At 70.9% G+C, this 23,532-nt stretch carries 22 protein-coding genes; 10 read left to right on the forward strand and 12 right to left on the reverse strand.

The window, feature by feature from the left end; all coding sequences use genetic code 11:
- Positions 1-125: 125 nt before the first annotated feature.
- On the reverse strand, positions 126-1,340 hold the full coding sequence (locus ABZ833_RS29855; protein WP_361052723.1) for a S8 family peptidase: 1,215 nt from the start codon (positions 1,338-1,340) through the stop codon (positions 126-128).
- A gap of 351 nt (positions 1,341-1,691) precedes the next feature.
- Between ABZ833_RS29855 and ABZ833_RS29860 the strand changes: the two genes are divergently transcribed.
- From ABZ833_RS29860 to ABZ833_RS29870, 3 genes are all read left to right on the forward strand, one after another.
- A complete protein-coding gene (locus ABZ833_RS29860) occupies positions 1,692-3,080 on the forward strand; it encodes an aldehyde dehydrogenase family protein (protein WP_361052726.1) in 1,389 nt (462 codons plus the stop codon).
- Positions 3,081-3,149: 69 nt separating this feature from the next.
- Complete coding sequence (locus tag ABZ833_RS29865) at positions 3,150-4,232, forward strand: Zn-dependent alcohol dehydrogenase (RefSeq protein WP_249590886.1); 1,083 nt, start codon at positions 3,150-3,152, stop codon at positions 4,230-4,232.
- A gap of 215 nt (positions 4,233-4,447) precedes the next feature.
- Complete coding sequence (locus ABZ833_RS29870; protein ID WP_361052730.1) at positions 4,448-5,818, forward strand: MFS transporter; 1,371 nt, start codon at positions 4,448-4,450, stop codon at positions 5,816-5,818.
- On the opposite strand, the gene ABZ833_RS29875 is transcribed toward ABZ833_RS29870, so the two are convergent.
- From ABZ833_RS29875 to ABZ833_RS29885, 3 genes are all read right to left on the reverse strand, one after another.
- Positions 5,784-6,830 (reverse strand): urea transporter, encoded by a 1,047-nt coding sequence (locus ABZ833_RS29875; protein WP_361052733.1) that lies wholly within the window; start codon positions 6,828-6,830, stop codon positions 5,784-5,786. The two genes, ABZ833_RS29870 and ABZ833_RS29875, sit on opposite strands and share 35 nt — an antisense overlap.
- A gap of 56 nt (positions 6,831-6,886) precedes the next feature.
- Complete coding sequence (locus ABZ833_RS29880; protein ID WP_361052736.1) at positions 6,887-7,594, reverse strand: winged helix-turn-helix domain-containing protein; 708 nt, start codon at positions 7,592-7,594, stop codon at positions 6,887-6,889.
- An 89-nt stretch (positions 7,595-7,683) separates the two neighbouring features.
- The gene (locus ABZ833_RS29885; protein WP_361052738.1) at positions 7,684-8,343 is read right to left on the reverse strand and encodes a TetR/AcrR family transcriptional regulator; all 660 of its coding nucleotides are present in this window, start codon (positions 8,341-8,343) and stop codon (positions 7,684-7,686) included.
- A 76-nt stretch (positions 8,344-8,419) separates the two neighbouring features.
- On the opposite strand from ABZ833_RS29885, the gene ABZ833_RS29890 reads away from it, so the two are divergent.
- From ABZ833_RS29890 to ABZ833_RS29900, 3 genes are all read left to right on the forward strand, one after another.
- Positions 8,420-9,571, forward strand: coding sequence for an acyl-CoA dehydrogenase family protein (locus ABZ833_RS29890; protein ID WP_361052741.1), 1,152 nt, complete (start codon positions 8,420-8,422; stop codon positions 9,569-9,571).
- An 86-nt stretch (positions 9,572-9,657) separates the two neighbouring features.
- The gene (locus ABZ833_RS29895) at positions 9,658-9,948 is read left to right on the forward strand and encodes a YiaA/YiaB family inner membrane protein (RefSeq protein ID WP_249590892.1); all 291 of its coding nucleotides are present in this window, start codon (positions 9,658-9,660) and stop codon (positions 9,946-9,948) included.
- 69 nt (positions 9,949-10,017) lie between these two features.
- Positions 10,018-10,650 (forward strand): TetR/AcrR family transcriptional regulator, encoded by a 633-nt coding sequence (locus tag ABZ833_RS29900; RefSeq protein WP_249590893.1) that lies wholly within the window; start codon positions 10,018-10,020, stop codon positions 10,648-10,650.
- Positions 10,651-10,681: 31 nt separating this feature from the next.
- Here ABZ833_RS29900 and ABZ833_RS29905 read toward each other — a convergent pair whose 3' ends face one another.
- Entirely contained in the window at positions 10,682-11,146 is a 465-nt protein-coding gene (locus tag ABZ833_RS29905; RefSeq protein WP_249590894.1) for a MaoC family dehydratase, read from the reverse strand.
- Between the two features lie 95 nt (positions 11,147-11,241).
- Between ABZ833_RS29905 and soxR the strand changes: the two genes are divergently transcribed.
- The gene (gene soxR, locus ABZ833_RS29910; protein WP_361052746.1) at positions 11,242-11,709 is read left to right on the forward strand and encodes a redox-sensitive transcriptional activator SoxR; all 468 of its coding nucleotides are present in this window, start codon (positions 11,242-11,244) and stop codon (positions 11,707-11,709) included.
- On the opposite strand, the gene ABZ833_RS29915 is transcribed toward soxR, so the two are convergent.
- The gene (locus tag ABZ833_RS29915) at positions 11,666-13,045 is read right to left on the reverse strand and encodes a solute carrier family 23 protein (RefSeq protein ID WP_361052749.1); all 1,380 of its coding nucleotides are present in this window, start codon (positions 13,043-13,045) and stop codon (positions 11,666-11,668) included. The genes soxR and ABZ833_RS29915 overlap by 44 nt on opposite strands.
- Before the next feature lie 5 nt (positions 13,046-13,050).
- On the reverse strand, positions 13,051-14,196 hold the full coding sequence (locus ABZ833_RS29920; RefSeq protein WP_361052752.1) for an aryl-sulfate sulfotransferase: 1,146 nt from the start codon (positions 14,194-14,196) through the stop codon (positions 13,051-13,053).
- 94 nt (positions 14,197-14,290) lie between these two features.
- Between ABZ833_RS29920 and ABZ833_RS29925 the strand changes: the two genes are divergently transcribed.
- Positions 14,291-14,944 carry an XRE family transcriptional regulator gene (locus tag ABZ833_RS29925; protein WP_361052754.1) on the forward strand — a complete coding sequence of 218 codons (654 nt, stop codon included), beginning with the start codon at positions 14,291-14,293 and terminating at the stop codon, positions 14,942-14,944.
- 303 nt (positions 14,945-15,247) lie between these two features.
- Here ABZ833_RS29925 and ABZ833_RS29930 read toward each other — a convergent pair whose 3' ends face one another.
- Positions 15,248-16,336: an RNA ligase (ATP) gene (locus ABZ833_RS29930; RefSeq protein WP_361052757.1), complete on the reverse strand. Its 1,089-nt coding sequence runs from the start codon at positions 16,334-16,336 to the stop codon at positions 15,248-15,250.
- Between the two features lie 102 nt (positions 16,337-16,438).
- Positions 16,439-17,161, reverse strand: a complete 723-nt coding sequence (locus ABZ833_RS29935) for a 3-keto-5-aminohexanoate cleavage protein (protein ID WP_361052759.1) — start codon at positions 17,159-17,161, stop codon at positions 16,439-16,441.
- Between the two features lie 40 nt (positions 17,162-17,201).
- On the opposite strand from ABZ833_RS29935, the gene ABZ833_RS29940 reads away from it, so the two are divergent.
- Positions 17,202-17,720: a hypothetical protein gene (locus ABZ833_RS29940; RefSeq protein ID WP_361052762.1), complete on the forward strand. Its 519-nt coding sequence runs from the start codon at positions 17,202-17,204 to the stop codon at positions 17,718-17,720.
- A gap of 36 nt (positions 17,721-17,756) precedes the next feature.
- On the opposite strand, the gene ABZ833_RS29945 is transcribed toward ABZ833_RS29940, so the two are convergent.
- Complete coding sequence (locus tag ABZ833_RS29945) at positions 17,757-18,365, reverse strand: hypothetical protein (protein ID WP_361052765.1); 609 nt, start codon at positions 18,363-18,365, stop codon at positions 17,757-17,759.
- A 249-nt stretch (positions 18,366-18,614) separates the two neighbouring features.
- On the opposite strand from ABZ833_RS29945, the gene ABZ833_RS29950 reads away from it, so the two are divergent.
- Positions 18,615-21,431 (forward strand): penicillin acylase family protein, encoded by a 2,817-nt coding sequence (locus ABZ833_RS29950; protein ID WP_361052768.1) that lies wholly within the window; start codon positions 18,615-18,617, stop codon positions 21,429-21,431.
- Between the two features lie 42 nt (positions 21,432-21,473).
- Here ABZ833_RS29950 and ABZ833_RS29955 read toward each other — a convergent pair whose 3' ends face one another.
- A complete protein-coding gene (locus tag ABZ833_RS29955; RefSeq protein WP_361052771.1) occupies positions 21,474-22,745 on the reverse strand; it encodes a serine-threonine protein kinase in 1,272 nt (423 codons plus the stop codon).
- A 112-nt stretch (positions 22,746-22,857) separates the two neighbouring features.
- The gene (locus ABZ833_RS29960) at positions 22,858-23,439 is read right to left on the reverse strand and encodes a hypothetical protein (RefSeq protein WP_361052774.1); all 582 of its coding nucleotides are present in this window, start codon (positions 23,437-23,439) and stop codon (positions 22,858-22,860) included.
- Positions 23,440-23,532: the final 93 nt, after the last annotated feature.

Below are 23,532 nucleotides of genomic sequence, written 5' to 3' on the forward strand. Positions count from 1 at the left end.
GTGCCACGATCCGGTGGTCATCGGGGCCCGTGTACGACGCCAGGTTCCCCGGAGGCGCCGGCTGCCTCCGGGGAACGGGGTACTACGGGGTACTACGAGGTACTACGAGCCGATCGGACCAGCCGCTACGGGACGATCTTCAGCAGCTTGTTCGGCGAACCGGTTCCCGGGCTCGTGACCTTGCCCGATGTGGCTCCGTTCACCAGCGCCGAGGAGACCTGCGCCGGCGTGGCCGAGGTGTGGCCCGCGAGGTAGACCGCCGCGGCACCCGCGACGTGCGGAGTGGCCATCGACGTACCGGAGATGGTGTTCGTGGCGGTGTCGCTCGTGTTCCAGCCCGCCTTGATCGAGACACCCGGCGCGAAGATGTCCAGGACCGAGCCGTAGTTGGACCAGCTGGCCTTGGCGTCCGTGTTGCTGGTGGCGCCGACCGTGATGGCCGCGGGGACCCGCGCCGGGGACGACGAGGAGGCGTTGACGCCCTCGTTGCCCGCGGCGACCGCGTAGCTGACGCCGTCGGCGATGGAGTTCTTCACCGCGTTGTCCAGCGAGGTGGATGCCCCGCCGCCGAGCGACATGTTGGCCACGGCGGGTGCGCCCGCCGCGTGGTTGCTCGTCACCCAGTCGATGCCCGCGATGACACCGGCGGTCGTGCCGGAGCCGTTGTTGTCGAGCACGCGGACGGCCACGATCTTGGCCTTCTTGGCGACGCCGTACGTCTTGCCCGCGATGGTGGTGGCCACGTGCGTGCCGTGGCCGTTGCCGTCCTGGGCGGTGGTGTCGCCGTCCACGGCGTCGTAGCCGTTCACCGCGCGCCCGCTGATCTCGGAGTGCGTGATGCGCACGCCGGTGTCGATCACGTACGCGGTGACGCCCGAGCCCGCGGTGTCCGGGTAGGTGTAGGTGCCGGACAGCGGCAGGCTCGTCTGGTCGATGCGGTCCAGACCCCAGGGAGCGTTGGTCTGGGTCGCGTCGGCCTTGACCCGCTGGTTCTGCTCGACCGTGGCGACCGCGGGGTCGGCGGCGAGACGTCTCGCCTCCGCCGCGCTCAGCTCCACGGTGTATCCGTCGAGGGCGGACTTGAAGGTCTTCTTCACCGAGCCGCCGTACTCCGATATCAGGCCCTTGCCCTGGGTCGAGGCGGCGCTGAAGTCCGAGTTCTTCTTCAGGGTGACGATGTAGCTGCCCTTGACGGCGTCGGCCGAACCGGCCCCGATCACGGTGCCTTCGGCGGGAGCGGCCTGGGCCGGAAGGGCGGTGACCGCACCGAACAGCGTGGCGGCGGTGGCGGTCGAGATCGCCGCGGCGATCACAGTCTTCTTGCTGCGCAGCATTGCCATTACGAGGGAGTCCTCCTCATAGGCGGCGCGCGCCCTGGGTCGGGCGGCGCAACTGTGGGGGCGTGTGCGTGATCGCACACACAGCCGGGAGCGGTGCGTTCCGCTCTCGGCGCGAACAGCAGACTGGCGGCTCTACAGGCGTAGATCAAGGGAGTTGGCGCCTTGACATGTGTCTGTCACATGCACGAAATCGAATACCGGGGGAGCTCGTGGGGGTAGGTGTCGAGCCGGGGTGAATGTCCCCGGTTCCGGCGCTGCTTCCGGCCCCGCCCCCGACGCCCCTGGTGCCGAAAAACTATCAGCGCTAGTTTGGGGTGCGGACGACTAGCGGACGAGTACCTGAGGAGTGCGATGAAGGCCCACGACGGCATGTACATCGGCGGCGCCTGGCGGCCCGCCGCCGGCACGGACACGATCACGGTCCTGAACCCGGCCGACGAGCAGCCGATCGGCCAGGTCCCCGCCGGAACGGCACAGGACGTCGACGCGGCGGTACGAGCCGCCCGCGAGGCCTTCCCCTCCTGGGCCGCGACCCCGCCCGCCGAGCGCGGCGCGCTCATCGGGGCGCTGCGTGACCAGCTGGTCGCCCGCAAGGACGAGATCGCCGAGACGGTGACGGCGGAGCTCGGCTCCCCGCTCCCGTTCTCGCAGATGGTGCACGCGGGCGTGCCGATCCTGGTCTCCGGTTCGTACGCCGACCTCGCGGCGACGTACGCCTTCGAGGAGAAGATCGGCAACTCCACCGTCTACCTGGAGCCGGTCGGCGTGGTCGGGGCGATCACGCCCTGGAACTACCCCCTCCACCAGATCGTCAACAAGGTGGCCCCGGCGCTCGCGGCGGGCTGCACGGTGGTCCTGAAGCCCGCCGAGGACACCCCGCTCACCGCCCAGCTCTTCGCCGAGGCCGCGCACGAGGCGGGCATCCCCGCGGGCGTCTTCAACCTCGTCACCGGCCTCGGCCCGGTCGCGGGCCAGGCGCTCGCCGAGCACGAGGGCGTCGACCTGGTCTCCTTCACGGGATCGACGGCGGTCGGCAAGCAGATCGGCGCGACTGCGGGCGCCGCGGTCAAGCGCGTCGCCCTGGAGCTCGGCGGCAAGTCCGCCAACGTCATCCTGCCCAGCGCCGACCTGACCAAGGCGGTCAAGGCGGGCGTCGCCAACGTCATGTCCAACTCCGGCCAGACGTGCAGCGCGTGGACCCGCATGCTGGTGGACTCCGCGCGGTACGACGAGGCGGTCTCGCTCGCGGCGGACGCCGCGGCCAAGTACGGCGCCCGCATCGGCCCCGTCGTCAACGCCAAGCAGCAGGCGCGCGTGCGCGGTTACATCGACAAGGGGGTCGAGGAGGGTGCCCGCGTGGTCGCCGGTGGCTCCGAATCCCCGCGCGAGCAGGGCTACTTCGTCCAGCCGACGGTCTTCGCCGACGTCACCCCCGAGATGACGATCGCCCAGGAGGAGATCTTCGGCCCGGTCGTCTCGATCATCAGGTACGAGGACGAGGACGAGGCCCTGCGGATCGCGAACGGCACCGTGTACGGCCTCGCGGGCGCGGTCTGGGCGGCCGACGACGCGGAGGCGATCGCGTTCGCCCGCCGCATGGACACCGGACAGGTCGACATCAACGGCGGCAGCTTCAACCCCCTTGCCCCGTTCGGTGGTTACAAGCAGTCGGGGGTGGGCCGTGAACTGGGCCCGCACGGGCTCGCGGAGTACCTCCAGACGAAGTCCCTCCAGTTCTGATCCCCCTTTCCGTCCGCACCCAGCCCGCACCCAGCCCGCACCCAGTCCGCATCCAAGGAGTACGTCACCGTGGTCCGCGCCGCTGTTCTGCCCGCCGTCGGCTCTCCCCTGGAGATCACCGAGATCGACCTGCCCGAGCCCGGCCCAGGCCAGGTGCGGGTGCGCCTCGCCGCTGCCGGGGTCTGCCACTCCGACCTGTCTCTGACCAACGGCACGATGCGGGTGCCCGTGCCCGCCGTGCTCGGGCACGAGGGCGCGGGGACGGTCGTGTCCGTGGGCGAAGGGGTCACGCATGTCGCGCCGGGCGACGAGGTGATCCTCAACTGGGCTCCGTCCTGCGGCAGTTGTCACCCCTGCTCGCTCGGCGAGGTGTGGCTGTGCGTGAACGCGCTGGCCGGCGCCGCCGACGTGTACGCCAAGCGCGCCTCCGACGGCACCGACCTCCACCCGGGCCTGAACGTCGCCGCGTTCGCCGAGGAGACGGTGGTCGCGGGCAACTGCGTACTGCCGGCTCCCGACGGCGTCCCGCTGACCGATGCGGCGCTCCTGGGCTGCGCCGTGCTCACCGGGTACGGCGCCGTCCACCACTCGGCGAAGGTCCGCGAGGGCGAGACGGTGGCGGTCTACGGGGTCGGGGGCGTGGGCCTCGCGACGCTCCAGGCGGCACGGATCGCCGGTGCCTCGCAGATCATCGCGGTCGATGTCTCCCCGGAGAAGGAGGAGTTGGCGCGGTCCGCGGGGGCGACGGAGTACGTGGTCGCCTCGGAGAAGACGGCGAAGGACATCCGCAAGCTGACCGGCGGCCAGGGCGTCGACGTGGCGGTGGAGTGCGTGGGGCGCGCGGTGACCATCCGTACGGCCTGGGAGTCCACGCGCCGCGGCGGGCGTACGACGGTGGTCGGCATCGGCGGCAAGGACCAGCAGGTCACCTTCAACGCCCTGGAGATCTTCCACTGGGGCCGGACGCTCTCGGGGTGCGTGTACGGGAACTCGGACCCGGCGGTCGACCTGCCGGTCCTCGCCGGGCACGTCCGGGCGGGGCGCCTCGACCTGAGCGGCCTGGTGACCGACCGGATCGCGCTGGACGGGATCCCCGCGGCCTTCGAGAACATGGTGGCGGGCAAGGGCGGGCGGGCGCTGGTGGTGTTCTAGCCGCCCCGGAGCCCCGTGCGCCCTTGATCACCGGCTTCGCCGAGTTCGTCCTCAAACGCCGGACAGGCTGGAAATCCAGCCCGTCCGGCGTTTGAGCAGCGGAGGAAGAACCTCCTGCGCGAACCGTTGACCACATACCCACCGGTCGGTACGGTCCCTGCAATCACACGCCCACCCCCTGTCCCGTCCCCGGACCCACCGGAGTGTGCACCCGCATGGACCCCGCACCGTCCGCTCCCTCAGCGGCCCCCCACCCCGACTCCGCTCAGTCCGAGAACCAGAGCCCGGCGGATCCCCACCGCCGCAAGGTGGCCACCGCGGCCGCCCTCGCCTCGGCCGTCGAGTGGTACGACTACTTCGTCTTCGGCATCGCCGCCGCCCTCGTCCTCGGCGACCTCTACTTCCCCTCCGGCAGCTCGTCCGCCGGAGTGCTCGCCGCGTTCGCCACCTTCGCCGTCGGTTTCCTGGCCCGCCCCATCGGCGGCATCATCGCCGGTCACCTCGGAGACAAGCGCGGCCGCAAGCCCATGCTGGTCCTCGCGCTGACCCTGATGGGCCTCTCCACCACGGGCATCGGCCTGCTCCCCACCTACGAGACGGTCGGCATCGCCGCGCCGATCCTCCTCGTCACCCTCCGTGTGTTCCAGGGCATCGCGGTCGGCGCGCAGTGGGGCGGCGCGATGCTGATGGCCACCGAGTACGCCCCCGAGGGCAAGCGCGGCCTCTACGGCAGCCTGGTCCAACTGGGCGTCCCCATCGGCGTGGTGACCGCCAACACGGTCTTCCTGATCGCCGGGGCCGTCACCAGCGAGAGCACCTTCGAGGCATGGGGGTGGAGGGTGCCCTTCATGGTCGGCCTCCTCGTCCTCGTGCTCGCCTGGTACATCCACACGCGCGTGGAGGAGACACCGGAGTTCCGCGAGGCGGAGCGCGCGCTCGCCGAGAAGGAGAAGAGCCAGAAGGGCGCGGGCGCCGAAGGGGGCAACTCGCCGCTGCGCACCATCCTGCGCCACCACCTCGGCACGGTCTTCCTGGCGGGCGGCTCCTTCGCGGTGAACACCGCGACGTTCTACATCATCATCACCGGCGTCCTCGACTACACCACCCGCGAACTCGACATGAAGCGCAGTGCGGTCCTCACCGTCTCGCTCTGCGTCAGCCTCACCCAGCTCGCCCTGATCCCGGCGTCCGCGGCGCTCTCCGACCGCATCGGGCGGCTGAGGATCTATGCCCTGGGTGCCGCGGGACTCGCGGTCTGGGCCGTGCCGATGTTCCTGCTCATCGACACCGGTTCGCTGCTGTGGCTGGCCGTCGGCACCTTCGTGACCAGCTGTTTCCTCAGCATCATGTACGGGCCGCAGGCCGCGCTCTTCGCGGAGCTCTTCACGGCCGAGATGCGCTACACCGGAGCCTCGCTCGGCTACCAGATCGCGGCCGTGTTCGGCGGCGGGCTCGCGCCGTTCGTGATGGTGCTGCTCCTGGAGGCGACGGGCACGTCGATGGCCGTCGCCGCGTACATCATCGGCCTCGCGGTGATCGCCCTGATCTCCATCAAGGTGCTTGCGGGGCGGGCGAGTTCCCGCTGACGGCACCGGCCGTCGGCGACACGTCCGGCGCCGTCACGTCCGACGGCGCCGGATGCGTCGTACGCAGCCGCGAGAAGGACTTGGCCGCCGCGAGGAACGCGAGCGTCGTCAGGACGAACGGCCAGGTGAACGTGTGGCCGCCGGACGGCGCGAGGAGCGCCGACATCGCCGCGCTGACGGCGGTCGCGGTGGCCGCGCCCACCGTCGCGTACGCGAGCGTCGCACCTCGCGCCGGGAGGAAGACCCCGCACAGCGCGAGCGCGACGAGCACCGAGTTGTATCCCATCGTGCCGTCCGCGATCTGCGCGGCCGGCGCCCCGAGCGCCCACGCCGAACCGATTCCTACCGCGCTGCCGAGGCACGCCACGGCCCCCGCGCGACGGCTCGCCACGAAGAGGCCCACGAGCAGCACCGCACCGACGTACCACTGCGGCATGAAGAAGATCTGCGCGAAGTCCGCGAAGAACGCCCGCGCCAGGTCGTCGAGTCGGAGCGAGGTCGGGCCCGTCGCCGCGCGCGTCAGTGCCGCCAGGGCGTCCCCGTGGTGCCAGACCCGCTCGAAGCCAGGTGCCGCGATGGTCGTCGCGCTCGCGAGCAGGCAGTACGGCAGCGTGAGCGAGGGCAGGTCCCAGACGGCGAGGAGGTTGACGGCCGCCGCCGTGACGACCGTGACCACCACGCAGCCCGCGAGGGCGAGCGCGGCCGTGGACAGGTGCCCGGCGCCGAGGAACACGGCGAAACACAGCGCGGTGAGGCAGGCGTTGAAGCCTTCGAGGCCGGTGGACACGCGGTCGTGCGCCGCACCGAGGAGCCGCGCCGTGGCCGTGCCGACGGCCGTTCCCGCCAGGCCGTAGAGGCCGTACTGCCAGCCCGCGGCGAAGAGCGCCACGCAGAAGATTGCCCCTGCCCTCGCGCTGGGCAGGAAGGTGACCTGCGCCTGACCGCGCAGGACGTGAGCGGCGAAGGGCAGGGCCCCAAGTGGTCGGCGCCTGGCATCCGTTGAGTGCCGCACGGCTCGCTCCCGTGTTACGTCCATGTTTCACCCGACAAGACAGATGCACCTTACATCTACTTATCGGGTGCGGCGATACCGAGGTGAGACTCCAGGGCCAGCGCCCCCGCCGGTGTCACCTTGACCGCCCGCTCCGAACCGATCCGCACGCACCACCCGGCGTCCAGGGCGTGGCGGCACAGTGCCGCGCCCGCGACCCCCGCCAGATGCGGCCTGCGTTCCGTCCAGTCGAGGCAGGCGCGGGCCAGCGGGCGCCTGCCGGTGCGCTCCAGGGTGATGCCCAACTCCCCGAACCAGCCGACCCCTTCGTCGGTCAGGGCGAAGCCCGTGTCCTGCCGCAGCAGTCCGCGCTCCGTCATCGCCCGGGTGATCGTGATCCCCAAGTGGCCCGCCAGGTGGTCGTAACAGGTGCGCCCTCGCGCCATCGCCCCGCTCGCACTGGACTCCCGCAGCGTGCGCGGCGGCCTGGCCGCGGCCCCGCCCGGCCGCACGTACGCGGTCAGATCCTCGATCAGCTGCGCCACCCGCGCGTCGGCCAGGCGGACATAGCGGTGCCGCCCCTGCCGTTCCTCGGTGAGCAGCCCTCCCGCGACCAGCTTCCCCAGGTGCTCGCTCAGCGTGGAGGCGGCGACCCCCGCGTGCCGCGCCAGCTCGCCCGCGGTCCAGGCCCGGCCGTCGAGCAGTGCGAGCAGGCAGGCGGCGCGCGTCTCGTCGGCGATGAGCCCGGCGAGCGCGGCGAGGCGTGGGGTGGCGGGATCCGTCATGGTCCAAGGATGCGCCGGGAACCGTTCGGTGTGCGCCGAACGGTCATCCGGGCAGTCGCCGAGCGGTCATCCCGGCGGTCGCGGGACCGTCATCCGGCGGGCGCCGCCACCTGCGTGTACTGGAGCGCGAGCCCGTCGAGCAGCGCCCGCAGGCCCGTCTCGAAGGCCCGCTCGTCGATCTCCTGCTGACGCTCGGCCAGGAGGTGGGCCTGGCCCAGGTGCGGATAGTCGGCCGGGTCGTACGCGGTCTCGTCGTCCACGAAGCCGCCGGCGAAGGAGCCGAGCGCCGAGCCCATGATGAAGTAGCGCATCAGCGCGCCGATCGACGTGGCCTGCGCGGCGGGCCAGCCCGCGTCGACCATCGCGCCGAACACCGCGTCCGCGAGCCGCAGTCCGGCCGGGCGGCGGCCGGGGCCGCTCGCCAGCACCGGAACGATGTTGGGGTGCAGGGTGAGCGCCGCGCGGTAGGAGACGGCCCAGTCGTGCAGCGCCGTACGCCAGTCGCGCTCGTCGGCGGGCTCGAACATCGACAGGTCGACCTGCGCGCTCACCGAGTCCGCGACCGCCTCCAGGATCTCGTCCTTCGTGCGGAAGTGGTTGTAGAGCGAGGGTCCGCTGACCCCGAGCTCGGCCGCGAGGCGGCGCGTCGAGACGGCGGCGAGGCCCTCGGAGTCCACGAGCGCGCGTGCCGTCCCGACGATGCGATCTCTGCTGAGGAGGGGCTTGCGCGGTCGGGCCATGCGGCACATAGTAGGGCTGCCGTAAGAAACTAGCAGTGCTAATTTAAATCCCGGTCCGCAGCGTCGATCCGAAGAGGTGCCCCCGATGAACCTGGAGCTCAGCGAGGAGCAGTCCGCCGTCCGGCAGCTGGCCAAGGACTTCGTGGCCCGCGAGATCGCCCCGCACGTCATCGAGTGGGACCGCGCCGAGAGCGTCGACCGGTCCATCGTGAAGAAGCTCGGCGAGGTCGGTTTCCTCGGGCTCACCGTCGACGAGGAGTACGGCGGCTCGGGCGGCGACCACCTCGCCTACTGCCTGGTGACCGAGGAACTGGGGCGCGGCGACTCGTCCGTGCGCGGCATCGTGTCGGTCTCGCTGGGCCTCGTGGCCAAGACCATCGCGTACTGGGGGAGCGAGGAGCAGAAGCGGCAGTGGCTGCCGGGGCTCACCTCCGGGGAGCTCGTCGGCTGCTTCGGGCTCACCGAGCCGGGCACCGGATCCGACGCGGGAAACCTCTCGACGAAGGCCGTGCGCGACGGCGACGACTACGTCATCAACGGCTCCAAGATGTTCATCACGAACGGCACCTGGGCCGATGTCGTGCTGCTCTTCGCGCGCACGAACGACGCCCCCGGGCACAAGGGCGTCTCCGCCTTCCTCGTGCCGACCGACACCCCGGGCCTGAGCCGCCGCACGATCCACGGCAAGCTCGGCCTGCGCGGCCAGGCCACCGCCGAGCTGGCCCTTCAGGACGTCCGTGTCCCCGCATCGGCCATGATGGCGCCCGAGGGCAAGGGCTTCTCGGTCGCCATGTCGGCGCTGGCCAAGGGGCGGATGTCGGTCGCCGCCGGGTGCGTGGGCATCGCCCAGGCCGCCCTCGACGCGGCGGTGACGTACGCGACCGAGCGCGAGCAGTTCGGCAAGGCCATCGCGGGGCACCAGCTGGTGCAGGAGCTGATCAGCGACATCGCGGTGGACGTGGACGCCGCGCGCCTGCTGACCTGGCGGGTCGCCGATCTCATCGACCGCGGGCAGCCCTTCACCACGGAGTCCTCCAAGGCCAAGCTGTTCGCGTCGGAGGCCGCGGTGCGCGCCGCCAACAACGCGCTTCAGGTCTTCGGCGGCTACGGCTACATCGACGAGTACCCCGCGGGCAAGCTGCTGCGCGACGCACGCGTGATGACGCTCTACGAAGGCACGAGCCAGATCCAGAAGCTGGTCATCGGGCGGGCGCTGACGGGGGTTTCGGCGTTCTGAGCGCGCCGGTTGAGCGTGTGAGCTGAGTACGGGAGCTGAGTACGGGAGCGGATGTGGCGCCGCCGCTCCCGGGCGAGGCTCTGATCATGAGTGAGACACCGGTCAAGCAGCAGAGCACCACCGCCTACTACGGTCAGGCGGTCGCGTCGTTCGCCGTGGCGCTCGGCGCGACGGCGGTCGGCATCTACAGCCTCGACGTCAGCGGCTGGATCCGCGCCTTCCTCGCCATTTCCGTCCTGTACCTGACGACGTCCGCGTTCACCCTCGCCAAGGTGATCAGGGACAGACAGGAGGCGGACCAGCTCGTCAGCCGTGTGGACCAGGCCCGTCTGGAGAAGATTCTCGCCGAACACGACCCGTTCAAGCCGGTGGCCTGACCGGCGTCCTAAGCGCTTGCTCACCGTCAGGGGTATGGTGTCCCTCCCGACCGGCGGAAGGAGTGGGCGATGAGCACGGCGGAGAAGACCGAGGGCGATGACCTGCCATGGGGCGAGGTCACGCCTGATGCGGCGCGACGGCTGCTGATCGCCGCCGTCGAGGCCTTCGCCGAGCGTGGGTACCACGCGACGACGACCCGGGACATCGCGGGCCGCGCCGGCATGAGCCCGGCGGCGCTCTACATCCACTACAAGACCAAGGAAGAGCTGCTCCACCGCATCAGCAGGATCGGCCACGACAAGGCCCTGCTGGTCCTGCGCACCGCGGCCGACGGTCCGGGCAGCGCGGCGGAGCGCCTCGCGGAGGCCGTACGCTCCTTCGTCCGCTGGCACGCCGACCACCACACCACCGCGCGCGTGGTCCAGTACGAGCTCGACGCGCTCGGCGAGGAGCACCGCACGGAGATCGTCGCGCTGCGCCGCCAGTCGGACGCCGCCGTGCGGGACATGATCAACGACGGGGTGCGGGACGGGGAGTTCGACGTCCCCGACGTGCCGGGCACCACGCTGGCCGTGCTCTCGCTCTGCATCGACGTGGCCCGCTGGTTCAACGTCGCGGGCCACCGGACGCCCGACGAGGTCGGCGCGCTCTACGCCGACCTCGTGCTGCGGATGGTGGGGGCCCAGGAGCGGGTCTCCTGAGTCCTGAAGCTCCGAAGCTCCCTGGGCGCGCTCAGAAGTAGTAGCGGGAGACCGACTCCGCGACGCAGGCGGGCTTCTCGCTGCCCTCGCGCTCGACGGTGACCACGGCGGTCACCTGCACGCCGCCGTCCTTGGTCTGCTCGACCTCCTTGAGCACGGCGGTCGCCCGCACCCGGGAACCCGAAGGCACGGGGGAGGGGAAGCGGACCTTGTTGGTGCCGTAGTTGACACCCATCTTCATGCCCTCGACCCGCATGACCTGCGGCACCAGGCTCGGCAGCAGCGACAGCGTCAGATAGCCGTGCGCGATGGTCGTCTTGAAGGGGCCCTGCGCCGCCTTCTCCGCGTCCACGTGGATCCACTGGTGGTCGCCCGTGGCGTCGGCGAACAGGTCGATCCGCTTCTGGTCGACCTCCAGCCAGTCGCTGTGTCCCAGCTGCTCGCCGACCCCGGCACGCAGGTCGTCGGGCGACGCGAAGATCCTCGGCTCTGCCATGTCCCTGGCCTCCTCAAAGTATTCGAACTAAGCGCTTGCTCAGCATGCTGTGTGCGCCGACGTGTGTCAACGGATCAGCCATTAGGGTGTGAGGGGTGCCCCAGATCCCAGAGAAGATCCACGAGCTCACGGTCGGCCAGTTGTCGGCCCGCAGCGGCGCGGCCGTGTCCGCCCTGCACTTCTACGAGTCCAAGGGCCTGATCTCCAGCCGCCGCACGTCGGGCAACCAGCGCCGCTACCACCGTGACGCGCTGCGCCGCGTCGCCTTCGTCCGCGCCGCCCAGCGCGTCGGCATCCCCCTCGCCACGATCCGCGAGGCACTCGACTCGCTCCCCGAGGAGCGCACCCCCACCCGCGAGGACTGGGCGCGCCTGTCGGAGGCCTGGCGCTCGGAACTGGACGAGCGCATCAATCAGTTGGGCCGTCTGCGCGATCACCTCACGGACTGCATCGGCTGCGGCTGTCTCTCCCTGGAGACGTGCGTGCTCTCCAACCCGGACGACGTCTTCGGCGAACGCCTCACCGGCTCCCGTCTGTTGGTGGAGCGGCGCCCTCGGACTTAGTGGTCTCGGGCGCTGCGGTCTCTGGGGCCGTGACCTCGGGTGCCGTGACCTCGGGCCGTTCGCGTGGCCCCAGGTGGCGGAAGGCCGCGCTCAGGATCACCGCGGCGAGCGCCCCCGCCGCCACCCCGCTGCCGAAGATCGTGTGCGCCCAGGGCGGCAGCGGTGCGTACAGGCCGGGGGTCATCACCGGCAGCAGCCCCACGACCAGGGCGAGGGCGACGACGATGCTGTCGGTGCCGTGCGTGAGGTCGACCCGGGAGAGCATGCTGAAGCCGAGCACGGCGATCACCGCGTAGATGACCAGGCCAGCGGCGCCGACCACCGGCTCGGGGATGGCGGCGAGCAGCCGCGTCAGCGGGGTGAAGAGACCGCAGACGACGAGCAGCACGCCCGCGCCGGCCGTGACGAACCGGCTGCGTACGCCCGTCAGCTGGACGATGCCGATGTTCTCGGCGCTGGTCACCATCAGCGAGGTGCCGAAGACACCGGCGCCCAGCGAGACGAGGGCGTCGGCGCGGGCGATGCGCGGTACGTCCCTGCCCGCGTCCGGGGTGCGGCCGACCGCCTCGCTGTTGAGCACCGTCTGACCGGTGGCCTCGGCGAGCGAGGCGAGCGCGAAGACGAGCAGCGGGATCGCGGCGAGCAGGTCGAAGTGCGGGGCGCCGTAGGGGAACGGGTCCGGCAGCGCGAACGCGGCGCCGGACGCGAGATGGATGTCCGTGCCGAGGAGGAGCGCGATGGCGGTGCCGCCCACGAGGCCGAGGAGCACCGCCATCTGCCGCCATACGCCCCGCAGGACGAGGAAGAGGACCGCGATGACGCCGAGCGTCGCGAAGCCGGGGCCGGGGCCCGACGCCACCATCGGCGCGGTCACCTTGATCATGTTGATGCCGATCAGGACGACGGTCGTCCCCATCACCAGGGGCGGGAACAGTCGCACGATGCGGCCGTAGAAGGGCAGTACGCAGATCAGGAAGGCGGCGGCGACGATCACGGACCCCGATGCCGTGGCGGGCCCGTACTCCTTCCCGATCTGCAGGAAGATCGCCACCGCGGCCCCGCCCGGCAGCATCAGGAACGGCAGCCGGGCACCGACACGCAGCGCCCGCACGCCGAGGGACTGGAGCAGGGCCCCGATGCCGCACAGCACCAGCGTGGCGCTGAGCAGCGATGCCGTCTGGGCGGCGGTCAGGCGCAGCGTCGTGCCGATCAGGATCACCGAGGAGACCGGGGCCGCGATCCCGGCGAGCAGGTGCTGGAGGGCGAGCGGCGCGAGGCGGGGCAGGGGGAGGCGCTCGTCGACGGGAGCGACCGCGGGGGCCACGGGGGCGACCACGGGGGTCAGCCCTTTGCTGGTGCGGGCGTCGGGGCGGGCGTGAGCCAGGGGAGTTCGGAGGCGGCGTAGCGGTAGGCGCGGAAGACGGCGTTGGGCTCGGAGGGGAAGAGCTTGCGGACTTCTTCCTCTTCGTAGCCGCCGAAGAACGGCACGACGTACTCCCAGCACAGATAGCCGTCCGCGGTGACCTCGAAGAGGCGGCCCGCGGGGGAGTCGGTGATCAGGGTGTTGCCGTTCGGCAGGCGCTGGGCGCTGCCCATGAACGGCGCGAAGAACGCTTCGCGCGCCGGATCGTGGTACTCCCAGACGACCTTCCCGCTGGAGCGCTCGATCTCGATGACCCGACTGAACGGCACGTCCCAGTGCGGCCGGAACACGCCGTTGTCGAAGACGAGGAAGTTGCCGTTCGGCAGTTCGGTGGGGCAGTGCTGCTGGGAGACGACGCCGGGCTCGGAGCGCCAGATGATGTCGCCCGTCTCGCGGGATATGACGACGACGGCGGAGACCGAGCGGAAGCTGGCGAGGATGTTGCCGTCACTCGTCGGCAGGACGCTGTTGATCAGGGGGTAGTGCTCGCGGGCGTAGTCCGGGTGGAGGGGGAAGTCCGCGCGGCCGAGGTGCTCGGAGACCTTCCACTCCCAGGTGGTGTTCCCCTCGGCGTCCACCTCGACGATGGTGTCCGCCCAGACCGTGCCGCCGTCGGCCTCGGATCCGGGCACGCCGCCTTGTACGGCTGCCGCGTCCGCGCCGGTCAGGGGTTCGAGGGCGGTGTAGAGGAGCCGCCCGTCGCCGTAGTGGTGCGCGTCGTGGTGCTGATAGCGGTCGCGGTGCTCGCGCAGGACCGTGCCGTCGGGGGCGATCTCCTGCATGATCCCGCCGCGGTACTTGTGCCACATGGGGAAGAGCGCGGGCTCGTCGGGCAGTACGCCGCTGTAGGCGAGGTTCCCGTTCGGCAGGATCCGTGCGTGGCGTCCTGGGCGGTGCGGGAGGTCCCACTGGTGGGCGATGTCGCCGTGGGCGTCGATGAGGTAGACCTCGCCGTTGCCGGTGAGCGGTGCGAAGAGGGTGTAGCCGCCGTAACTGGCGTCCTCGTCCAGGGCCATCAGGCCGGTGCCGCGGCGGCGGCGCTGGTTCTGGTCCACGGGGGGCATGGGTGTGTCCTTTCGCTGTCCGATACTCGCTGTCAGCTACTTAAGTTTCTTAAGCAGTGCGGAAGAAGTTAACCCAAGAGATAGGCTTTGCGATATGGGTACGACTGAATCGAGCGAGCCGGGCGAGTCGAGCGAGTCGAGTGAGGTGGGCGAGCCGAGTGGCGTGAGTGAGGCGGGCGCTCCGCGGATCGGTCCCGGGATTCGCAGGCTTCGCCGCGCCCTTGATCTGACGCTGGCCGACGTGGCGGCGCGGGCGGGGGTCTCGGCGCCCTTCCTCAGCCAGGTGGAGAACGGCCGCTCCCGGCCCAGCATGGGATCCCTGCAGCGCATCGCCGACGCTCTGGACACGACGGCCGTCCAGCTCCTGGCCGCGGCGGATCCGCCGCGGCCGGTGGACGTGGTGCGCGGCGGGTCGGCTTCCGTGAGGGAGGGGGAGGGTGGGGAGGGTGCGGGCGAGGCCCGGATGCGCCCGCTGGTCCGGGGCCATCAGCGGCTGCACGCGCTGGAGTTCACCGGGGACCACGACTGGGGTCGCGAGTACCGCCACCGCAACGACGAGATCCTGTACGTGGCCGACGGCTCGGCAGAGGTGGAGGCGGACGGCTCCGTGTACCGCCTGGACCGGGGCGACACGCTGTACTGCGCGGCCGAACTGCCGCACCGCTGGCGTCCGTTGGAGGAGGGGACGCGGGTCCTGGTGGTCGGGATCGCGGACGGGGTGAGGGTGGTGGACGACAGGGGCTGCTGAGGTGCGGTTTCCCCCACCCACCCCATGTCTCGCTTCCGCTCCCCACCCACCCCATGACTCGCTTCTGCTCCCCACCCACCCCCTGCCATGCGGAGCACCCCACCCACCCCCTGCCATGTGGAGCACCCCACCCCCCCACCCCTTGTCGCTGCGGGGTAATCGGGTGGGTGGGCGGGAAAGCTTGTTCGTTCGGGGGCGGATGCGGGGTGATCGGGCGGGTGGGTGGGAGAGGCCCGTTCGGCAGGAGCACCCGCCGGGGCGGGTGAGACCGGGCGCCCACCACCCCGGCAGCGGGGTACACCGCTACTCGTACTCCGTGCCACCCTTACGCGTCAGGTACGCGGGACTGACCGCCTTCGCGATGGCGCGCCCACCCGTCACGGGCGAGTACCGCTCCGCCGCAGGGCGGATCACGACCCCCTCGCGCAGATGCAGGGCACGGCCCGACACCGTCTCGCGGCCCGTGGCAGTCTCCAGGACGCGGGCGGCGTCGTACGGGCCCTCGTACAGGCGCGGGACCAGGGGCAGTTCACCGGCGAACACGGCCGCCGGGTCCAGCCAGCGCACCTCGCCGCCGATCTCCGCGCTCACGTCGAAGACCGCGTACCCGAGCGTCTCCCGGCGGCCGTCCGCGCCGTAGGCGAGGTCCTGGACCCCCGCTCCGTACACCTCGCCGAAGACACCCACCCGGCGCGCCCCGAGCCGCTCGGCCAGCGCCGCGGCCACCGCCGCGACCCCGTGGCCGTGGACCGCGCGCCAGTAGAGATTGCGCGGATCCTCCTTCAGCGCGAGGGACTTGGAGCCGAAGCCCTTCGACGAGACGTGCACCCGGCCGCCCCCGGCCCCGGCCCCGGCCCCGTCCGCGACGTACGTCAGCAGGCAGGCGGAGCCGTGCAGCTTCTCCGTGACGACCACCGGCTCGCCGGGCGCGAAGATGTCCGGGTAGCGCTGGATGTTCTCGATGTCGACCCAGGGCAGCAGATCCGGCGCGGACTCCACGTCACCGTTCATGGTGGGCGGGATCGGGGGCACCCACTTGGCCACGCCCAACCGCTCCGCGAAGTCCGTGCCCTGCGCCGCCGCCCGCGCCAGGTCGACCTCCGCGAGCGCACGCGGCCGGCACACGATGCCCTGTGACAGCTCGCCCCGCAGCCGTACCGCCTTCACCCGGTCCGACTTGCCGCCCGCGAGCCGGCCCGTGAGCCCCAACTCCTCGATCAGGGGCGCGGGAAGCACGGACTGCTCGGGGATGTAGAGCGCCACGTCGCCGGTGCGGTACGCGCCCTTCGCGACGACCGCGCGGTACAGGCCCACCTGGGCCAGTTCGAGGGCGTCGGCGTTGGGATGCTCATGGATGGTCAGTACTTCGGCCGTGACGCGCAGCGTCGACATGGGACGGGCTCCTGGGTTCTACGACGGTCATCGACGTCAACTGTGCCGACGACAAAGCGCTGGAGCGATCCAATATGCGACTGGTAGCGTCACGCCGCGCCCTCAGGAGGGCGGTCTGCTCAGCAGGGAAAGCGCCGCCGAGACCAACTCGGCGTTCGACGCGGCCCGTTCCCCGTCCGGCAGGACCAGCGTGTCCTCCAGGCCGACGCGCGTCGCGAGCCCCAGGCGTCCCGCGAGCCGCAGCACCGGCCAGGTGCCGCCTTCCTCGCCGTGCAGCAGGACGGGGCGGCCGTGCGCGCGGCCGATGGCGGTGAGGAGAGCGCGGGCCGAGTCGCGGGCCGTCGAGGGGTCGGGGTCGGTCACCTCCGCGAGGACCCGCAGGACCCGCGGTCCGAGCGCGGACGCCGTGAACCGTTCCGCGCTGTCCGTGCCGGACCAGATGCCCGCCTCCACGCCCACACCCCGGTCCAGGAGCGCCTCGGCCACCACTTCCGCGCCCGGCTCGTGCCAGTTGACCGACGCGTGGTCGGGCAGCACCGTCCACGCCCGGATGTGGGCCACCCGCTCGGCCGCGTCCGGTTCGGCCCAGGCTCCCGTGGTCACCCCGACCGGGACGGAGGTCACGGACCGGACGGCTTCCAGCGCGGCCGCAACCGCACGTGGCGCCAACGTGTCTTGTCCACAAGGGGTCTTGGGGTGTACATGGACATCCCGGGCGCCGACCGCGACAGCCTCTGCCGCGGACTCGGCCATCGCCCCGGGCGACAACGGGATCAACGCACCATCGCCCGCGCCGCGGGCGCCGTTCAGACATACCTGCATCACCCCAGGACAGCACAGACGACGACACGCAGGGGGAGCGCTGATGGGAATCGCCATCTGTTCGTTGAAGTGGGACTCCGCGCGCACGGGCCGACAGAAGATCACGTACGACAGCGACGGCTACCACCTCGTGCGGTTTCCGTACGCGGACGCCGAGGAGTCGTACGACCCGTGGCACATGCACGACCCGAGCAAGGGGAGCACGCATCCCTCGCAGTTCCCCGACGCCCGGTCCGGGCTCATCTGGCCGAGCCACGACGGCTGGGGCACCCTGTCGGCGATGATCTTCTGGGAACCGGACAGCCGGCCCACCGAGTACCGCGCCCGCTATGTGCGCGATCCGCTCGGCGGCTCCACGGGGTACGACTCGACGGCCACCACCGACTGGGTGCCCACCAAGGGCGGGCAGTACCGGACGCACACCTGGCAGATGTTCGTGCACCCGCAGACACCGGTCGGCCTGAAGATATCGGCACGCGGCGCGGGCGACGTGAAGATCGCCGCGCCGCTCATGTTCGCCGAGTTCAAGCTGGCCATCCAATGGGACATCTCGACGCCCTAGCCGTCTCGACGCCCTGGCCGCCACGGCGGCCGGACGTCACGCCGAGACCAGCGGCCGTTCCCGCCGTGCCCGCGCCCGTGCCATCGCCGCGGGCGTGAGCACCGGGTCCGGCACCACGATGCCGCAGCCCGTGCAGACGGCGCCCGAGGAAGGCTCGTGCGCCAGGCCGTGTGTCCAGACGAGATCGGATCGCGCGCACACCGGGCAGACCGTGCCCGGATCGCGCTCGAGCGCCGCGATGAGCCGGCGCAGTACCTCGGCGAGTGGTTCACCGGGGTGGACGCCGGGGTCGTCGCACCAGGCGACCCCGCACCCTCCCCAGGTGCAGCGGTGCCAGTCGTCCACGCTGCCGGGCCTGCGGAGCCCGTCGTGCTTCTCCTTGCGGCGGCGCTCCGCGAAGCCCTCCTCGTAGGCGAGCCAGACCGCCCGCGCCGCTTCCAGTTCATCGAGCGCGGCCACGAGCCGCGCCGGGTCGGGCGACCGGTCCTCGGGCCCGAAGCCCGCTCGGGAGCACAGATGGTCCCAGGTCGCCCGGTGGCCGTAGGGGGCGAACCTCTCCAGGCACTTGCGCAGCGAGTACCGTCGCAGCGCCAAATCGCTCAGCGGATCACGCACCTGTCTCGCGAGACTCCGGAATCCGGCCATCGCCCTGCACCTCCGTCGCACGTTCTCGGACGTTGCCGAGTAGACGTATCGACACGCGATTCGGCTCCCTTGTGGCCCATCCGATTTCAGATGGCTGTCATCAGACCCGCGATGTGGAGCTCTGAGCAGTGATGATGTGGCGATTATGGAAAAGCGACGCATGTTCATCTTCCGGGTTCGGCAACCCGCCAGTAACCTCCGCCCCAACTCCCTCCCACAGGAGCACAAGCGGAGCCCAGAGGAGCACACATGCGACAGCGCATCGTCCGGCTCAGAACCCTCACCGCCACGGCGGCGCTCGCTCTCGCCGCGGGTCTTCTCGCGCCGCAGCCGGGGACGGCCGCCGCCGACGAGCCACCACCGGCGACCGACTACTGCGGGGCGCAGTGCGCGGACATCCTGCCGCCCGGCGCGAACGGCAACGCCACACTCGCCGAGATCCTCAGCCACCGGGTGTTCGGCACGCAACCCGCGCATGCGAACGACCAGTTGGGCCCGTACGACGCGCTCTCCTCCGGCTATCAGTCCCTCACCGACGACAAGCTGACGGAGTTCTTCAACGACGCCTCGTTCGGCGTCCGCGACGGCCAGGTCGCCTCCGTCACCAAGCCGCGCGACGACGTGACGATCACCCGGGACAAGAAGTACGGCATCCCGCACATCAAGGGCAGCACGCGCTACGGCACCGAGTTCGGCGCGGGCTTCGCTGCCGGGCAGGACCGGCTCTGGCTCATCGATCTGTTCCGGCACATCGGCCGCGGCGAGCTGACCTCGTTCGCGGGCGGAGCGCTCGCCAACCAGGGCCTGGAGCAGCAGTTCTGGCCGCAGGCGCCGTACACGGAGAAGGACCTGGAGAAGCAGGTCGAGTACATCAGGTCGACCCAGGGCGAGCGCGGCAAGCAGGCCATGGAGGACGCGCAGGCCTACATCGACGGCCTCAACTCCTACCGGGTGAAGTCCAAGAACGGCCGCTACTTCCCCGGTGAGTACGTCCTGACCGGCAAGATCGACGCGATCACCAACATCGGCGAGATCGAGCCCTTCAAGATCACCGACATGATCGCCCTCGCGTCCGTCGTCGGCGGCCTCTTCGGCAACGGCGGCGGCGGAGAGGTCGAATCGGCCCTCTCCCTCCTGAAGTCCCAGGAGAAGTACGGCGTCGAGAAGGGCACGAAGGTCTGGGAGTCCTTCCGCGCCCGCAACGACCCCGAGGCCGTCCAGACCATCCACGACGGCACCAGCTTCCCGTACGCGGGCAAGCCCAAGGACGCGCGCGGCACCGCGATGCCCGACGCGGGCTCGGTCGAGCGCGAACAGCTCGTCTACGACCGGGAGGGCGGCGCCAAGACGGCGGCGAAGGACCCGGTCAAGGCGCCCAAGAAGCTCAAACCGCTCCAGGGGATGTACGACGACGGCGTGCTGCCCGGCGACCTGTTCCAGCAGGACGGCCACAAGAAGGGCATGTCGAACGCCCTCCTCGTCTCCGGAAAGCACACCGCGAGCGGAAACCCGGTCGCCGTCTTCGGCCCGCAGACCGGCTACTTCGCGCCTCAGCTCCTCATGCAGCAGGAGCTTCAGGGCCCCGGTATCAGCGCGCGCGGCGTCTCCTTCGCGGGCGTCGGCATGTACATCCAGCTGGGCCGCGGCCAGGACTACGCCTGGTCGGCCACGTCCGCCGGTCAGGACATCACGGACACGTACGCCGTCGAGCTCTGCGAACCGGGCGGCGGCGCCCCCACGAAGCAGTCCACCCACTATCTCCACCACGGCACCTGCACCCCCATGGAGAAGCTGGAGCGCAAGAACGCCTGGAAGCCGACCCTCGCCGACTCCACGGCCGCGGGCTCCTACCGCATGCAGGTCTTCCGCACGAAGTACGGCGTCGTGACGCACCGCGCGAACGTCGAGGGCAAGCCCGTCGCCTACGTCTCGCTGCGCTCCACCTACCGCCACGAGGCCGACTCGATCATCGGCTTCCAGATGCTCAACGACCCGACGTACGTCAAGGACGCGTCGACCTTCAAGAAGGCCGCCCAGAACATCAGCTACGCCTTCAACTGGTTCTACGCCGACTCGCGCGACACCGCGTACTACAACAGCGGCGCCAACCCGCAGCGCGCGAAGGACATCGACCCCGCCCTGCCCGTCAAGGCCCAACAGGCCAACGAATGGCAGGACTTCGACCCGGAGAACAACACCTCGGCACAGACGCCACCGGCCGAGCACCCGCAGTCCGTCAACCAGGACTACTACATCTCCTGGAACAACAAGCAGGCCAAGGACTTCAGCACGGCGGGCTTCGGCATCAGCGCCGTGCACCGCGGTGACCTGCTCGACGGCCGGGTGAAGAAGCTCACCGAGGAGGGCGGCGTCACGCGCGCCTCGCTGACCCAGGCCATGTCCGAGGCGGCCGTGACCGACCTGCGCGGCGAACAGGTGCTTCCTGAACTCCTCAAGGTGGTGCGGAGCAAGCCGGTCACCGATCCCCAACAGGCCAAGGCCGTCCAGCAGCTTGAGGCCTGGCGGAAGGCGGGCTCGCAGCGCAATCAGACGGCGGCGGGCTCCAAGACGTACGCCCACCCCGACGCCGTACGCATCATGGACGCCTGGTGGCCCCTCCTGATCGAGGCCGAGTTCAAGCCGGGCATGGGCAAGGAGCTGTACGACGCCCTGACGGCGCAGCTCGGCACCGACGAGTCACCGTCCGCCGGGCACGGCCCGACCGGGGCGCACGCCGGATCGGCCTTCCAGTACGGCTGGTGGGGCTTCGCGGACAAGGACCTGCGGTCGGTGCTCGGGCAGCCCGTCGAGGGCGAGCTGGGCGACGCCTACTGCGGCGAGGGGAAGCTGGACGCCTGCCGTGACGCGCTCCTGGCCACCCTGACGCAGGCCGTGGCCAAGCCCGCGACCGAGGTCTATCCCGGTGACGACAGCTGCAAGCCCGGCGAGCAGTGGTGCGCGGACTCGGTCATCCACCGGGCGCTCGGCGGCATCACGCACGGGCCGATCCAGTGGCAGAACCGGCCCACGTACCAGCAGGTCGTCGAATTCCCCCGGCACCGCTAGGGAAGCACGAGCAGTTCCAGGGGCATTCCAGAGGAAGAGGAGTCACGCCCGAGCGATCCGCCCTGCGGCGAACACGACATGCGCCAGTTCCTCATGGCAGATGTCGCTGTGCGCGCCGGAGGGCGGACCGCCGCGCCGCACCACCGACGACGCGTCCACGCTCACGCACCCCTTGGCGGGGATCGCCCGGCCCAGCTTGACGCGCTTGGCACCGTCCACCGCCCGGATGCCGTCGTACCCGATGGCGCCCCAGCGCTCCCAGAGGCCGAGGAAGGTCGAGGAGTCCCCGGCGATCTTCGACGCCAGGGGATAGATCTTGCCCAGGGCGTCGTCGTGCCGGGAGTAGCAGGACACCAGCGGGCCGTCGATCCGCCGCTGCACCCCGTTGAGCGCGCCGCTGCGCGAGGGAGCGTGCGGCAGGCGCTTGGAGAACGCGTAGTGGGAGAAGGCCCCTTGGAGCAGCGTCGTGGACTTCACGCTGCGCACCGGCGCCGGCATCCCGCGCAGCGCGTACGACACGAGCCGCGCCCCGAAGCTGTGCCCGATGAGGTGCACGCGCACGTCCGGTGCCTCGCGGGCGAGCAGCCCGATCGCGGGGCCCAGGCCCAGCTGGCCCACGGAGCCCGCCCGGCGTTTCATGGCGTAGTAGCTGGCCTGGCGCAGGAGTTCGTGCGCCCCGTTCCACAGACGTTTGCGCAGGCTGCCGAAGAGCTCCTGCTGTCCGGTCTCCTCCATCGCCGCGGCGAACACCTGGCACACCTCGACCGCGTCGTCGGTCAGCATGGCGGGCTCGCCCGCCCAGGTGTCGTTGGCGAAGCGCTGGGCCGCGCTGTTCTGGTGCACGGCGACCAGGTTGCGGACGAGGCGTCCGTACTCGTAGAGGCGCGACGGCACCTCGGAGCGTTCCTCCAACAGAGCGCCGATGCGCCGGAGTTCCTCTTCGTGGTCGGGGAACGTGCGCGTCAGGAGGAGCCGGGTCGGCTCGTCGAGGAGGGGACCCACGCCGGGCGGCGGGCCCGCCCCGGTGTCCGTGAGCGAGGGTTCGAAGTCCGGGATCCGCTCGTCGGGGAAGCGGATGGCGGGCCAGAGCACGCCCACGTATCCCAGGCGTACGCGCGGTCCCGCGAGGCCCTGGCACGGAGCGTAGAACCGTCGGTAGAGGTCGGTGGCCATGTCTTGGTCGTTGTTCCAGCCGTGCGCGAGGACGAGGAGATCGGTGACGCGCTCGGCGGCCACCTCGGCGAGGAGGTGGTCGCGCTGCGTGGTGTCGACGTCCCCGTCGGCGTCGAAGGTCAGTTCCCAGTAGGGCTCCACGCGGCCATCGTCCTGCGGCCCCGGTGTACTGACCAGATGTCCCGCAGTACGCATTGGGGCAGACGCCCACCCCCGGCGGCACCTGCCCCAATGCGGTCCGGTGTGCCGTCGGTCAGCCGACGGCCTTCCGTTCCCGCGCGAAGCGGTTGACGGGCGGAAGCCAGCACAGCACGATCGCGGCGATGGCGGTGAAGAGCGAGACGAAGCTCAGGGCGAAGACCGAGTCCGGTTCGTAGTCCCCGAGGATCAGGAAGTGCGGGAACAGGGCGACGACGGCCGACACGGTGATGAGCACCCGGGCCCAGACGGCCGCGCCCTTGCGGGCGGCGAGGGCGAATATCAGCAGGCAGAGCGCGGTGAACGCCGCGAATCCCGCCCGAGCGGCGAGCGTTCCCGCCCGGTCGCTGACCAGCTCGTCCCAGATGGGTCCGGACAGCGCCTTGATGTCCGCCGCCGAGGTCCCCGAGGGAAGTCCGACGACGTCCGGGTGGTCCTGGATGACGTCGTTGATGTTGTCCTCGGCCATGCCGTCGCCGCCGGCGAAGACGAGGGCCGCGCCGACGAGTGCGGCGACCGCGGAGAGGACCGAGGTCCACACCAGGGCGGTGAGAGCGCCGGGTCGCCTGACCGCGCGGTTCGTGGGGCCCGTGGGGTGGGGGCCCGCCTGCGCGGGTGCGGCCTGGTAATGGCTCACGAGCGTAAGTCTCCTTGCAGAGATGGTGAGTCGACACGGAGATGTGGGGTCGACTCGGAGATGGTGGGTCGATCGGGATTGGCTCGACCATTC

The organism is Streptomyces sp. NPDC047525, from assembly GCF_040643025.1.
GTDB lineage: Bacteria > Actinomycetota > Actinomycetes > Streptomycetales > Streptomycetaceae > Streptomyces > Streptomyces durmitorensis.